This is a genomic window from Mesorhizobium sp. M1A.F.Ca.IN.020.04.1.1, from assembly GCF_003997315.1.
Lineage (GTDB): Bacteria > Pseudomonadota > Alphaproteobacteria > Rhizobiales > Rhizobiaceae > Mesorhizobium.
In genome coordinates, this window is the sequence record NZ_RZSN01000164.1 from 1 (window position 1) to 12,839 (window position 12,839).

Sequence of the window (12,839 nt, forward strand, 5' to 3'; positions counted from 1 at the left end):
GTGCTTCCGCGACGGGTTTTGCCGCCGGCTTCGGCGTAAGGGGCCCAGGCTTTTCGACGGCGGGCGGAGTGACCAACGCGCCGCTGAAATAGACGCCGGCCGCCGCCAGGACTGCCAGAACCGCGACGCCGCCCGTTATGGCCGGGATCCGCGAGGGCTTTCGCTCCGCAGGTCGGCTTGACGCACTGGCCGGAGCCGCCGCCGGCGCCGGCCTCGGTTGCGACAGGTGCGCAGGCCGCACATGCGGAACGAAACGCGGTTCGTCGGGAACAGCAGAAGCCGGGGGACTGGTGTTTGGCAAGGCCGTCCAGCCGGCGCGCGGCAAGCCGGATCGTTCCCGCGGAGCAAACGATCCGGGCGGCGGCAAGGTCGCGTCGAGATCGTCGTCACGCGTTGCCCTGGCGATCTCGGCCATGCTGGCGGGCCGGTCTTGAGGATCCGGCTGCAACATCGCTTCGATGAGTTCGCGGAAATCGGGATCGATGTCCGACAAGTCCGGCACGGTGCGGCGCTTCTCGATGACCTCGTATTGCGAGCCGCTCATGTCGAGCGGCTTCCCGCGCAGCGCGGCCGCCAGCACCAGGCCGAGACTGTAGATATCGGATTGCTCGCTGACCTCCCCGCCATAAAGGCCGAGCTGTTCGGGAGAGACGTAATTGTATTTGCCGGCGAATTTGCCGCCGATCAGCGTCTCGCCGCCGACATTCGCCGAGCGCGCGATGCCGAAGTCGATGATCTTGGCTCGCTCGACCCGGCCGCCCGGCAGGATAATGTTGTCGGGCGAAAGGTCGCGGTGGACCGCGCCGGCCTGATGGACGGCGCTCAGGCCCGAGGCGAGGCGATGGCAAAGCCGACGCACGTCCGGTGGCGCCATCGGGCCGCGCCGCATGACATCGAACAGCGACTGGCCGTCGACGAACTCCATCGCCAGGTAGGGGCGGCCGATCCCCGGATCGATGGTGAAGACGTGGTATCGCACCACCGCGTCATGCGACAAATGGTTGAGGATCGAGGCTTCCTTGCGGAACAGCGACAGAATGGTTTGGTCGCGCGCGAACTCGGGCAGCACGATCTTGATCGCGACATGGTCGCCGGTCTGGATATTGTGGCCGCGATAGACTTCGCCCATGCCGCCGGATGCGATGCGCTCGTCGAGCTCGTAGATGCCGCTGAGCTGCGTGCCGACGCCGGTATTTGCGAGGTTCGGCGAAATCCGCGTCCTGTCGTCGTCGCTCATCTGTCTCAGCCCCTGGACCGATCCGCATCGAGCGGTCCGTTGCGTCCGTCGCCGATCCTGACCAGCACGATGGTGACATTGTCCGTTCCGCCGCGCGCCAGCACCGTCTTCAGCAGCTTCTCGCACGCGGCTTGCGGCGGCGCGGACTTCACCGCCGCTTCGATCTCCGCGTCGCTGACATGCGCGGTGAGCCCGTCGGTGCTCAATACGAAGATATCCCCCGGCATCAGCTCGCCTTGCTGAAAATCGATCTCGAGTTCGTCGCTGACCCCGACGGCGTGGGTGATCACATTGCGGCGCGGCCAGGTGAGCGCTTCCTCGGCGCTGATCATGCCCCGGTCTAGCAGCTCCTGGACTTCGGTATGATCCCTGGAAATCTGCGAGATGGCGCCGCCGCGTACCAGATAGATGCGGCTGTCGCCGGCCCACAGGCCCGCGAACCGCCCCTCCATGGCGAGCAGGGCGGCGAAGGTGGAGCCGATGGTGATGCCGCGCGAACGCGATATGTTGCGGATCTCGGCATTGGCGCGGCTCAGCCGGTCCTCGAAACGGGCGCGAAGGTCCGGCGCCGAGCTCGCAATGCCGATCGTCGCCAGGTGGTCGACGATGCTGGCCGAAGCGACCTCGCCGGCCTCATGGCCGCCCATTCCGTCGGCCACCACCCAAAGGCCGGCTTGTTGCTCGACCAGATAGTTGTCTTCGTTGTGGTCGCGCACACAGCCTTTGTGGCTGACGCCGAAACTCTCAATGGAAAGGGCGACAGTGCTCAATTTGCCACCAAGCGCTTCGCGAGCGTCCTCTGTGACGAACGATGGGCCGCGTGCCCAGGCCAGTTTGCCACAAGCGCATACTTTAGAGTATCAAAATGAAGGCGGGAGACGGTGCTGCTCGGGAACGATCCGATCGACCATGACGGCGCCATCTCAGAATGCCTTCGGACAGCTGAACCCGGACAGCGCCGGGAGCAGGAAGGGATTGGCGCCAGAGCCGCTCTCCATCTTGTAGGCGACGTCGCGTCCGCCGATCACGAAGCGCGCCTCGGCGCCGGCGCCGTTGCTGGTGACGCTCGCCTTGTCCAGCAGGCGCTTCAGAGCCCATGGCCCTTCGAATTTGAGGGCGGACTCGCGGCCGGGCATCTCCGGCGTCAGGCTGAGGCTCGCGGATCCGGAAGCGCCGCCGCCCGGCCATGTCACCGTGCTCGGCGCATTGCCGGCCTGCGTGCTTTGCACCGTCTGCCCATCTATGTTGAGCACCGCGCTGTCGACCTCGCTGTTCAGAGAGGAGGGCGTGAAGGTGATCGAGACCGACGGCGCCGAACCGCCGGAGGGGAAGAAGGCGCTGCGGACTTCCGCCGCCGCCTGGAACGCCTTCAAGGTCGATTTGGCGAGGTCGCGGCTGGAGCGGGCCTCCTGCTTCCAGGTCCAGTCCTGGCCTGTCATGTCGATCAGCGGCGCCAGGTTCTGCGCAAAGAACCGGTCCATCAGGCCGCCCGGTGCGAACAGCTTGGCGAAATCGGCAAGAGAGATTTCCTCGCTGCCGTCGCCGGCAAAGGGATAGTGGCCGTTGACGGCTTCCTCGCAGGGGCGCGTGACCGTCTCGTCGAGCATCTGGTTGAGGTTGGCTACCGAAGTCTCGGCGACATTGCCTTCGAACTCGTCCGCCGCCGCGTCGACCATGCGCGCGAGCTGCTTGGGCAGGCGCGAGGCATTGGCGCGCATCGTCGAAATCTGCAGCTTCAGGTTCGCGTTGACGCGCTCCGTCTGCGCGGGGACATCCGCTGCCAGCTTCACGCTCTGGTAGATGTCGTGGAAGTTTTGCGTCAGCGCATCGAGCGGGCGGCGACCGCTGGAGCCGCTCACCAGCGCTTGGAACGGCCTGAACTGCGCCTCGACGGTGGCGCCGGCATTCTGCGTGGCGGACGAGCTTGCCCCGGCGCGGCTCTGCGACTTGCCGCCGGCGATCTGCAGACCGATGCGGGCGAGACCCTTGGCCATAACGACCGGGTCCTGCTGCGCCGTTCCGGTGTCGCCTGCGAAGGCGGCGCCGTCTTTTGTCAGGGCGGTTTCATCGGCAATGGCCGTGAACAGCCGGTCCAGCGGCGAGTCCGGCGAGGCGGCGGCCGAGAGCGTGATATATTGCGGCTTGTCCTTCAGCATCGCCTTGAATTTCAATTGGTCGAGCGCGCCGTTCCAGGCGGAGGCGAACTCCTTGCCGTAGCGATCGATGAGTTCGGGGCCGAGCCTGGGCAGGTCCTGATCGATGCCGCCCTGCTCGCCGCCGCCGCCGAGAACCCACTGGTCATCGACCAGCATTTGCGCGATGCGCGAGAGCTGCGGCAGGTAAAAACCGTTGAACCCCGCCTTGGTGTAGAGGCCGGGAACGCCAAGGTCGGCGAGCTCTGCGCCGTCCATGCGTTCGAACAGGAGCTGCGCCTCCGGACCGGCTTTGGCGGCAACGGAAAAATCCTGGAGCCTTGCCGCATAGACCGCCGATCTGATCAGCGCCGACGCGCGGTCGGCAAGGCTCATGCGTCCGAGCGATCGTTGCGCGGCCTCGACCAGCGGCTGGTTGAGCTCGAACACCGGGTCGTAGGCATCGTCGAGCGCCAGCATGGCGCGCAGATGCTTTTCGAGCTGCGCGCGGCCTTCGCGGTTGTTCTCGCCGGGGTAGCGGTTTTCCTCCCAATCCTGCTTCATCCAGGAGACGATCAGCTCGTCGTCGACCTTGGGCGCCTTGCCGCCCAGCATCAGATAGATCTTCAACGGTTCGTAGAGCGCGATCGGGTCGGCCATCTTGGCCTGGATCGTGCGCTCCGCCTGAACCAGCAGACGCGAGCGGAAGCTACGCTCCAGCGCCTGCCGATAGGCCGATTTGGACGCCGACAGAAGCCTCTCCCGCTGGCTGAGCCCGAAACTCTCCTCGATCGGCTTCGTTTGGCCGGCGGTCTCATATCCCGCCGGCAGGTTGCGCAGTTGATCGAGCGGGCCGATGACGTTTTCGAGGTCGACATCGGTAACTGTCGTGCTCCTGAGCAGCGAATCCGCGCCGTCCCGATACTGCGCCATCGCCTGTCTCGTGGAGCCGATCAGCGACTCGTTGGCAAAGTAGCTGAGGCCCAGCACGCCGAGCGCTGCAAAAGCCGCCAATGCGATCGCGGCGAGGCTGCCAAATCTGGCGAGCCTGGCGCGCCGCTCCGCTGTCCTGTCGAACGAGACCCAGCCGGCCTCGGGGAAGATCACCTTCGCCAGAAGATCATGCAGGAAGAAGCTCTTGCCGGTACCGGAAAGATGCGCCTGCGAAGCGCTGCCGAAATTGCGGCCGATCGCGCCCAGCACTTGGTCGATCGGTGTTCCTTCCTGCGTGCCCGACGAGAAATAGAGGCCGCGCAGGCTGACATTCACCTGGGCCCGCGAGGCATCGAAAAGGCTGGTGACGAACCGCACGACGCGGGTTCGCAGCGCGGCGAACTGGGCCGGGAAGCCGAAGATCGCGATGCGCGCCACCGGATCGGCCTCGTCCTGCAGGCGGTCGGCGATCTCGTCCGCAAGCTGCCTGGCCAGCGCGTCGAACTCGGCCGAGGTTTCGCTGACCATGTTCCTGTTGCGGTCGGTGGTCTGGAACGTCGCACCCCAGACCTTGCGCCGGCGGACTTCATCGAAATCGCCGAAATAGTCCATGAAGCCGGCAACGAGGTCCGCCTTGGTGAAGAGCAGGTAGACCGGGAACTGGATCTTCAGCGTCTCGTGCAACTCCCGCAGCCGGCTTCGTATCTCGGTGACATGCGCATCGAGCTGCTGGTCGTCGAAGCCGATCAGATCGGCGACGCTGATGGCGAGGATCACGCCGTTGATCGGCTGCCGGGTGCGGTACTTCTTGAGCAGTCCAAGGAAGCCGAGCCAGCTCGCCTTGTCGCGCTCGGCATCCGAATCCTGCGTCGTGTAGCGGCCGGCCGTATCGATCAGCACGGCATCCTCGGTGAACCACCAGTCGCAGGACCGCGTGCCGCCGACCCCGGCCAGCGGCTGGGCATTGCCGGAGCGGGCAAGCGGAAATTTCAGCCCCGAATTGACCAGCGCCGTCGTCTTGCCGGCGCCCGGCGGGCCGATGATGATGTACCAGGGGATCTCATAGAGGAAGTTGCGCCTGCCGCTCGACTGCTTCAGGGTCGCGATGGCCTCGCTCATACGCGCTTCGAGCACGCCTGAATCGTCGTTGCGGTTGCCGCTGCGAACGATGCCGGTCTCAATCGCCTTCTGCGCCTTGCGCGCTTGCCAGAAGCGGATGCCGTAGAAGATTGCGAGCAGCGCGACGGCCACGCCGATGATCGTTGTCCGGAGCCAGACCGGTCCGAGCGGACGTGTATCGGCATACCGGATCAGCGGCCCGGCATACCAGACCGCAGCCGAGAAGCCGGCAAGCGCGAGCAGGCTGAACAGCCGCAGCACCCAGCGCATCAGTGCCGCTCCCCGCCGCGCGCGCTCACAACGTCTCCTCCTTCGGGATCATCACGTCGACGCGGCGGTTTTTGGCGCGGCCGTCCGCCGTCGCATTGTCGGCGATCGGTTCGTCCTCGCCCTTGCCGTCCACCGCGACCCGCGACGGGTCCTTGAGCTCGTTCGCCACCATCGCCTGTACGGCTTTGGCGCGCGCGACGGAAAGATCGAAGTTCGATTTGAACTGGCTCGACTTCTTCGGCTTCACATTGTCGGTGTGGCCGACGATCCATATCGGTCCGGGCTCGGCATTGAGAGCCGTGGCGATGTCCGCCGCAATGGGCTGGAACTCCGGCTTCAGTTCGGCTTGCCCGGGCGCGAACAAGAGCTGGTTGCTGATTTCGACCACGATGAAGTTGCCCTTCGTGCCGACCGTCAGCCCGCCGCCGGCGATTTCGTTGGCGAGCGCGGCGCGGATGCGGTCGATCTGGGTGATGGTGGGAACGTCGATCTGGGTGACGGTGGGAACGGCAGGCGGCGACGGGGTGGCTTCCGGCGGAGCGGCTACAGCCGGCTCGGCAACCGGAGCGACGCTCGCGCGCTCGATGGTGACCGGCGTTGAGGGATTGAGCGCCAGCAATTCGCTGGCTGTTGCGTCGCCCTCGTCGGTGATCAGGATCCGTAGCCCGAAGAAGGCCGCCGTCACCAGCGTCGCCGCGGCGGCCGCGACCGCCCATAGCGGCAACCGCGCCCGGGGCTTTGACAGCGCCGCCGCCATGCCTTGCCAATGGGGCGAGATGTCGTCCCCGGCGCGCGGTTGAAAATAGCGGATCGTGTCGTAGACGTCGCGCCGGACGCGTTCGAGCGCGTCCCGTTCGCCGACCCTCCCACGATACTGGCCCTCGAACCCGAGCGACAGGCAGGCATGCATCAGTTCGAGGAGGTCGTGATGACCCTCCGGCCGGGCCAGGATATTGTTCAGCGCCTCGTAGAAACCGGCTCCCCCGGTGGGCTTTGTGTGGAAGAACCGCGCCACCAGGCTGTGCCCGATCCAGCCCTCGTCCTTCGGCCAGGGCAGGTTGCCGACCAGATCGTCGGCGGTCTCGCAAAGAGCAAATTTAGCAATCCGCGCGTCTTCCTCGGCGATGCCGGCTTTCGCCATCTCCCGCTCGAATGTCTCGATCGCTTCGGCGACGTGCTCTGCCAAAGGGGCCGCCTGCCGCTCGACCAGCATCAGCCGCAACTGGCTGAACAGCACCAGCAAGGGCGCCGCCGCAGCGAGGACTGGATTTGCCGCGGCGTATTTCACGCCATCCGCGGCGCTGAGCAGGATTTCCTGTTGCAATGCGGGTGCCGCCGCTGCAGCGGCAGCCCCGGGGGCCGGGTTTTGAACGACCACGGTTCCTGAGGACCAGCCTGTCGGCATCCGCCGGCCGACGCCGGGGTCGAAAACCGTCGGTTCCCTGGCGGGTGTCGCAGCGGGCTCAGCGCCAGCCGAAGAAGAACTCGCGGGAGCCGCGGGCGAGCGTTGTCTTGGCCGTGGCGCTCGGATGACGGTCTTGTCCGCCGGCCGGGAGGGATCGTCCTTCGAACTCATCGGCGATCCACCGTCGTGGCGCGGCGAACATTTCCTTGCCGGGAAATGAGGTCGGCTCCCGGCTTTTCATGCCGAGCTTTGGGGGCGGCCCGGATGGAAAGGCTCATCTCGCCGAAACATGACATTGCTGCACACGCCCCAAGCCACGCCGCTTTGCCCGCCAGGCAAGCTTCCGTACGTTATCCTAACCGTACAGGCAGCTGATTGAAATCGGAAAGCAGGATGCTCGAAGCAGCGCTTTCTTCTGTGAGACCCGTCACATAGCCCCGGTCTACTACTTCTGCTTGCTGGCCTTGGCGTAGGCTTCGCTGAAATAGGCCAGGAAGACGTCGAGCATGCCGTTTTCATGCTTCTCCTCCATCGTCCGCCAGGTGGCGACGAGGGCATCCCACGCCTGGCTCTTCTTGGATGAGAAGGAGGCCGGCGGCAGCTTCCTGGCGATGGCCTCCGGCGACAGGTCGTCGAGCAGTCTGGAAAGCGCCGCCTGCATGGCGGCGTAAGTGGCCAATTCGTGCGTCTTGAGGTCCCGGAAGGCGTCCTCGACGCTGTGCGCGGCGTCGAGATAGCCGGTCCGGCGTTTGGCGAACATGATCTCCAGTATGTCGTCGGTGCCCGGAACGAATTTCAGCGGGTTGTTGTTCTCGGCGCCGATCATCGTGCGGTTGGCGCTCTTGGCCAGCACCTTGGCCGCCGCGCGCGCCTTGAGCAGCAGCGACAGTTGCTCGACCGTGATTCTGAGCACGCTGCCGATCTCGGCGGCCACCTCATGCGGATCGCGCGATTGAAGCAGGTCGGGCGAAATGCCGGCCGCCTTCGCGATATCCTGCAGCAGCATATCGGTTCCCGCCGGCTGGCTACCCGGCTTTGCCGGCGCTGGGGGCGGCCGCAGCGCCGAAGATGTCGATGCCGCTCCCGTCCCGGGCCGCTGTTCCGTCCGACTGAAGAAGGGCTCTTTGCCGAGCTCCAGCGGTCTGCCCGTCGATGGCGGCAGTTCGCGTTGCGTCGACGCGGGCCGGGTTCGCGGTTGGCCGGCGGCGGCGCCTTCCTCGTCAATTGATACCGCAACGACATAGCGGCCGATCAGCATCCGATCGCCATGCGCCAGCCGGTGCGGACCGGCCATGCGCTGGCTGGAGCCGTTGACGAAAGTGCCGTTGCGCGAGATGTCGTAAAGCCAGAAGCCGCCCGCCTGGAAGCGGACTTCGCAATGCCGGCCCGAGATGATCTTGTCCGGATCCGAAAGCGTCCAGTCGCAATTCTCGCGCCCGATCTCGAAACTGCGGTCGCGGGCGGCGTAGCTCGCGGCGGCGCCGGATGGCAGCCTGTCGACATTGCTGATCTGGAGCGAGATGAACATCCGGAAGCGTCGCCGAACTTGGTCAACAAATGCTTATTCTTCACGCAACTCCGAACGGAAAATCGCTATGCGATGTTCCGAGAATTGCTCTGGCATTCTAGCAGCTTGCGAGCGCGGCGGGAGAGGAGCGTTTCACACCGGCGCTTGGCGGGTTTAGCCACAGCTGTTATTTGGCCGCCACCAAACATGTGCTAGGCTGAAAACGGTCCGGTGCGGTGGGTGCGAAAAGTTCCCGAACGTGATGCGGTTAACATAGCGGGGGCTTCAATCCATCATACTGGCGGCCGCGTCCAGGAGGGGCACGACCCATGCCGAACGAACGCGCCACGGTTGTGCAGACGCCCGTTGGCGGCGATGTGCTGACCTTCACCCATCTCGTCGGGCGCGACGAGATCAGCCGTTGTTTCGCCTATACGGTCGGCTTCGTCTCCAAGAGCCACGACGTCGATCCGCTGAAGATGCTGGGCGGCGTCGTTTCGGTCGAGGGCGAATCCGATCCGAAACGCTGGTTCAGCGGCCTTGTGTCGGAATTCAAGCTCATCCGCATCGAGGACAGGCTCGGCTTTTATGAGGCGATGGTCAGGCCATGGCTCTGGTTCCTCGGCAACACCACCGATTGCCGCATCTTTCAAAATATGACGGCGGTCGAGATCGTCGAGAAAATCTTCTCGAAATACGGCATCGCGAAATTCGAGAAGCGGCTGCAGGGGTCTTATCCCCAGCGCGAATATTGCGTCCAGTATGACGAAAGCGATCTGGATTTCGTGCAGCGGCTGCTCGAGCACGAGGGCATCTTCTATTTCTTCGAGCATGACGAGGGCAAGCATACCCTGGTGCTCTGCGACGCGATGAGCAAGCTGAAGCCGGCACCCGGCTACGAGAAGGTGCTCTACAATTTCGAGGGCCAGGGCTCGCGGCGCGACGTCGAGTACATCACCGAATGGATTCCAGCCAGCGCGGTGCGGCCGGGGGCCTATGCCCACACCGACTTTGATTTCGAGAAGCCCGGCGCGGATTTGATGGCGAAGTCCGCCCAGCCGTTCAGCCACAAGGAGGCCGCGGGCGAGAACTACCGCCAGCCCGGAGCGCATCTCGATGTCGGGCGAGGCGACACGATTGCGGGAATTCGCCGCGAGGAGCTTCAGGCCGTGCACCAGCGCAGCACGGCGGTGGGCACCGTGCGCGGCCTCTTCTCTGGCTGCAAGTTCAAGCTGGAAAGCTTTCCGCGCGACGACCAGAACCAGGACTATCTGGTGATCAGCGCCGAGTACCGGCTGTTCGATCCGGGCTACCGGACCCAGAACGAGGCCCATAGCGAGAATTTCAAGGTGGTGCTCGGCGTGGCGCCCGCCACATTGCCCTACCGGCCGCCGCGCATCACCCCGCGGCCGATCATGCGCGGCCCACAGACAGCGACGGTGGTGGGCCCCTCGGGCGAGGAAATCTTCACCGACAAATATGCGCGCGTGAAGGTGCAGTTCCACTGGGACCGCCTCGGCAAGAAGGACCAGAACTCTTCCTGCTTCGTGCGGGTGTCGCAAACCTGGGCCGGCAGCGGCTGGGGCTTTATCCAGATCCCGCGCATCGGCCAAGAGGTGATCGTCGACTTCATCGAAGGCGACCCGGACCTGCCGATCATCACCGGCCGGGTCTACAACGCCTCGCAGATGCCGCCCTACGGGCTGCCGGGCAATGCGACGCAGTCGGGCTGGAAGTCGAACTCCTCGAAAGGCGGCGGCGGTTACAACGAGCTGATGTTCGAGGACAAGGCGGGCTCCGAGCTGGTCAATTTCCAGGCGCAGAAAGACCACCATCTGCTGATCAAGCACGACCGCAACAAGCTGGTCCAGCACGACCAGTCCGACCGCATCGACCACGACGCCAAGCACTCCGTCGGCCACAACCTCGACGAGGACGTCGGCAACAACAAGACGGTCAAGATCGGCGTCGACCAGACGACGAATATCGGGTCGAACGACACCGAAACGGTGGGGGCGAACCGCTCGCTGACGGTCCATGCGAATGAGACCATCCACATTGTTGCGAATTCGACGGAGAATATCGACGCCAACCACTCGCAGACGGTTGGGCTGGTGCAGACGGTGACGGTGGGTGCCGCGCGTGTGGATACAGTTGGGGCGGCTGAAGCGAGGACCGTGGGCGCTTCGCAGACGAACACGATCGGCGCGTCGCGGAGCGTGACGGTAGGAACTGGGCAGAGCCACGATATTGGAGCGGCTGATAGCTGGAACATCGGAACCGGGCAAAGCGTCAATGTCGGCGCCGATCAGAGTTTCAAAATTGGAGGCGGTCAGACTACTGAAATCGGCAAGGGCCGCAGCGCCAAAATTGCAGAAGACGATGCTACGCAAGTGGCTGGCGCACGCGCACTGAAGATTGGCAAGGGCAGCGTGGTCGAGATTAACGAAGACGGTGCTATCAGAGTTGGGAAAGATTTGGTGATCGACGCGGGAGACTCAATCGTCATCAAGTGCGGATCAGCTGCAATCGGCATGAAGAAGGACGGCACGATCACGATCGAAGGCAAGGATATCACGGTCAAAGGATCGGGTAAGATCAACGTGAAGGCTTCTAGCGATATCACGATGAAAGGTTCGGAAATAAAGCAGAATTGAGGGCGTTAAAAAATGACACGGACGGCCGAACGGATCGACGGAGTTGTGATCGGTATATTCCTGGGCTTCGGCGAGAATGCCCCCTTGGTCGTCTTTCCGGGCAACCTGCGAGAGACGGCTGTTCCCGCGCGTAGCCTTGCAGAACTCACTTCGGAAATGATTGGCGCAGAGGTAGCTCTGCTGTTTCAAGACGGAGATCCCGGTCGACCGCTTATCGTGGGGCGCATCATTGATTCCGTTCCCAAGTCGGATACTTCGACGGTGATTCGAGACGGTGATCGAATCCGAATTAGCGCCAACGAGCGTATCGAGCTTCGCTGCGGCAAGGCGACCATCGTCATGGAGAAGGATGGCCACATCACAATACGGGGTACGTATTTGACAAGCCACGCCAGCGCGGCAAACCGTATCCGCGGCGGCTCGGTCAATTTGAATTGATGCCCGCGCCAGTTCTTCGCGAAATTGTCCGTCAGCATGCCGAGATGGCGGCATTCTTATGGACCGTTTACGACTACCATCTACTCCACCCTGCCGAAAATCCTGACATGGATGACGTGCGCCTTGGCCGTCTGATAGAGAGACTGGAGGCGCATCTTGATGGATTAAGGGAAGCAGGCGAAATTGGCAGCGAAATTGCGAAGGAGCGTTACGATGAATACCCCGAACTGGGAGAATTGTTTGTAGTTCGCATGTTGTCTGTGTCCAATCCGCCGAGGATCGCTGATCTTGACGCCGCCAGAGTTCGCGCATGGCTCGTCGCCAATAGAGAATAGCCAACTCGGCGGCCTATTTCGGCGCGTATTCACTTAAGCTAGAGCGGCGGATTTTCATGTGAGTCCATAGCCTGCGGCAGTGAAGTAGTTTCTGCATTCTGTTGGGGAGAACAGATTGCAGATATCGCCGATGGCCTGCCACAGGGCGTCGATGGTTCTGATGGCCTTTGCGCGCAGATGCGCCTTGAGCTTGGCGAAGGCCATTTCGATCGGGTTGAGATCCGGACTGTAGGGCGGCAGGAAGAGCAGCCATGCGCCTCTTGCCCTGATGGCTGCCTCGGCGGCTGGACTCTTGTGGGCGGCGAGGTTGTCAAGGATGACGACATCGCCCCTTGCCAACGTCGGAGCGAGCTGCGTTTTCGACGTAGGTCTCGAAGATGCGCCGGTTCATCGGCGCGTCGACGACGAAAGGGGCGGTAAGCCCATGGCAGCGCAGCCCGGCGATGAAGGTCTGCGTCTTCCAATGTCCAAACGGTGCCTTTGAGCGCAACCGCCGACCCTTCAGGCAGCGACCGCGCAAGCGCGTCATCTTCGTCGTGGTTCCGGTCTCGTCGATAAACACCAGCCGATGTGGCTCAAGCCGCATCCGCGGCTGGCGTTTGGCCCGCCACTCCTGGCGCGCCTTGCTGATGTCGGGTCGATCTTGCTCGCTGGCCAGCAGCGTTTTTTTTGAAGCGGTAGCCGTTCCTGATGAGCCAACGTGAGATCGAGGCGGGAGCGACCTGGATGCCTGCAGCAATAACCAGTTGGGCGGCAAGCTCCGGCATGGTGATGTCGTCCTTCTCGGCCACACAACCAAGCAGGAA

At 63.7% G+C, this 12,839-nt stretch carries 8 protein-coding genes and 1 pseudogene; 3 read left to right on the forward strand and 6 right to left on the reverse strand.

All coding sequences use genetic code 11. The features are described 5' to 3' along the window. The 5 genes from EOA49_RS25320 to tagH form a co-directional block, all read right to left on the reverse strand. On the reverse strand, positions 1 to 1,237 hold a 1,237-nt coding region (locus EOA49_RS25320; protein ID WP_164749279.1), incomplete at its 3' end, for a serine/threonine-protein kinase. Between the two features lie 5 nt (positions 1,238 to 1,242). Further along, entirely contained in the window at positions 1,243 to 2,007 is a 765-nt protein-coding gene (locus tag EOA49_RS25325; RefSeq protein WP_127240052.1) for a protein phosphatase 2C domain-containing protein, read from the reverse strand. A 153-nt stretch (positions 2,008 to 2,160) separates the two neighbouring features. Continuing rightward, on the reverse strand, positions 2,161 to 5,691 hold the full coding sequence (gene tssM, locus EOA49_RS25330; RefSeq protein WP_206519878.1) for a type VI secretion system membrane subunit TssM: 3,531 nt from the start codon (positions 5,689 to 5,691) through the stop codon (positions 2,161 to 2,163). Between the two features lie 25 nt (positions 5,692 to 5,716). Beyond that, on the reverse strand, positions 5,717 to 7,015 hold the full coding sequence (tssL, locus tag EOA49_RS25335) for a type VI secretion system protein TssL, long form (protein WP_348626894.1): 1,299 nt from the start codon (positions 7,013 to 7,015) through the stop codon (positions 5,717 to 5,719). Between the two features lie 526 nt (positions 7,016 to 7,541). Then, entirely contained in the window at positions 7,542 to 8,624 is a 1,083-nt protein-coding gene (gene tagH, locus EOA49_RS25340; RefSeq protein WP_127240055.1) for a type VI secretion system-associated FHA domain protein TagH, read from the reverse strand. 308 nt (positions 8,625 to 8,932) lie between these two features. Here tagH and tssI point away from each other — a divergent pair, with 308 nt between their 5' ends. Genes tssI through EOA49_RS25355 form a run of 3 tightly spaced genes read left to right on the forward strand, consistent with a single transcriptional unit; the run spans position 8,933 to position 12,033 of the window. After that, positions 8,933 to 11,260 (forward strand): type VI secretion system tip protein TssI/VgrG, encoded by a 2,328-nt coding sequence (gene tssI, locus EOA49_RS25345; protein ID WP_127240056.1) that lies wholly within the window; start codon positions 8,933 to 8,935, stop codon positions 11,258 to 11,260. Between the two features lie 12 nt (positions 11,261 to 11,272). After that, positions 11,273 to 11,698 (forward strand): DUF6484 domain-containing protein, encoded by a 426-nt coding sequence (locus EOA49_RS25350; RefSeq protein ID WP_095825718.1) that lies wholly within the window; start codon positions 11,273 to 11,275, stop codon positions 11,696 to 11,698. Then, positions 11,698 to 12,033: a hypothetical protein gene (locus tag EOA49_RS25355; protein ID WP_095825717.1), complete on the forward strand. Its 336-nt coding sequence runs from the start codon at positions 11,698 to 11,700 to the stop codon at positions 12,031 to 12,033. The genes EOA49_RS25350 and EOA49_RS25355 overlap by 1 nt, the downstream gene beginning before the upstream one ends. A gap of 54 nt (positions 12,034 to 12,087) precedes the next feature. Here the strand turns inward: EOA49_RS25355 and EOA49_RS34010 are convergent. Beyond that, positions 12,088 to 12,839, reverse strand: a pseudogene (locus tag EOA49_RS34010) (IS630 family transposase); the annotation flags it as partial.

Bases quoted from the DNA above. Each gene is read 5' to 3' on its own strand.
- EOA49_RS25350 (WP_095825718.1), top strand. From the start codon at position 11,273: ATGACACGGACGGCCGAACGGATCGACGGAGTTGTGATCGGTATATTC.
- tagH (WP_127240055.1), bottom strand. From the start codon at position 8,624: ATGTTCATCTCGCTCCAGATCAGCAATGTCGACAGGCTGCCATCCGGC.
- tssI (WP_127240056.1), top strand. From the start codon at position 8,933: ATGCCGAACGAACGCGCCACGGTTGTGCAGACGCCCGTTGGCGGCGAT.
- tssM (WP_206519878.1), bottom strand. From the start codon at position 5,691: ATGCGCTGGGTGCTGCGGCTGTTCAGCCTGCTCGCGCTTGCCGGCTTC.
- EOA49_RS25355 (WP_095825717.1), top strand. From the start codon at position 11,698: ATGCCCGCGCCAGTTCTTCGCGAAATTGTCCGTCAGCATGCCGAGATG.